At 55.6% G+C, this 547-nt stretch carries 1 protein-coding gene; it reads right to left on the bottom strand.

Features of this window, described 5'->3' with window-relative positions:
- Nucleotides 1–435 (bottom strand): NUDIX domain-containing protein (locus NRB16_RS29130; protein ID WP_257107598.1); only part of this gene is annotated, 435 nt, incomplete at its 3' end.
- Nucleotides 436–547: the final 112 nt, after the last annotated feature.

Raw genomic sequence — 547 nt, forward strand, 5'->3', positions numbered from 1 at the left:
GTCGCACTGCCCCATGAACAGATGAACGAATTCGTCACTGCCACCCGGCGAAGGAAAGTACTTGGTTATCGGCCATAACGCGCTGAAAACAAGTCCAGCTTCCTCTTCTGCTTCGCGATGAGCAACCTCTTCCGGCTGTTCGTCCTTGTCGATCAATCCGGCCACCAGTTCGATCAGCCAGGGGTTGCCGCTTTTCTCCATCGCGCCGACCCGAAACTGTTCGATCAGCACCACTTCATCGCGCCTGGCGTCATAAGGCAGAACACAAACGGCATCATGACGAACGAACAGTTCGCGGCTCATTTCATTGCTCATGCCACCGGCAAACAGCTCGTGGCGCAGGTACAGCTTGTCGAGCTTGTAGAACCCCTTGAAGCAGCTTTCGCGCCGGGTGATCTCAAAAGCCGTTGGCGTTGATCGGGTGTTCTGGGGCATAGGTTTCTCGCTTGCGGTGATCTGTGACTTCAGACCATCCTAACGCGCATCGACTCCAGGATGCAGCCCCCTTGAAGATGGAGGGTAGCCGCCCATGGCATAAAACACTTCT

Origin of the sequence: Pseudomonas sp. LJDD11 (assembly GCF_024584215.1) — a bacterium.
In the GTDB taxonomy this organism is placed as follows: Bacteria; Pseudomonadota; Gammaproteobacteria; order Pseudomonadales; family Pseudomonadaceae; genus Aquipseudomonas.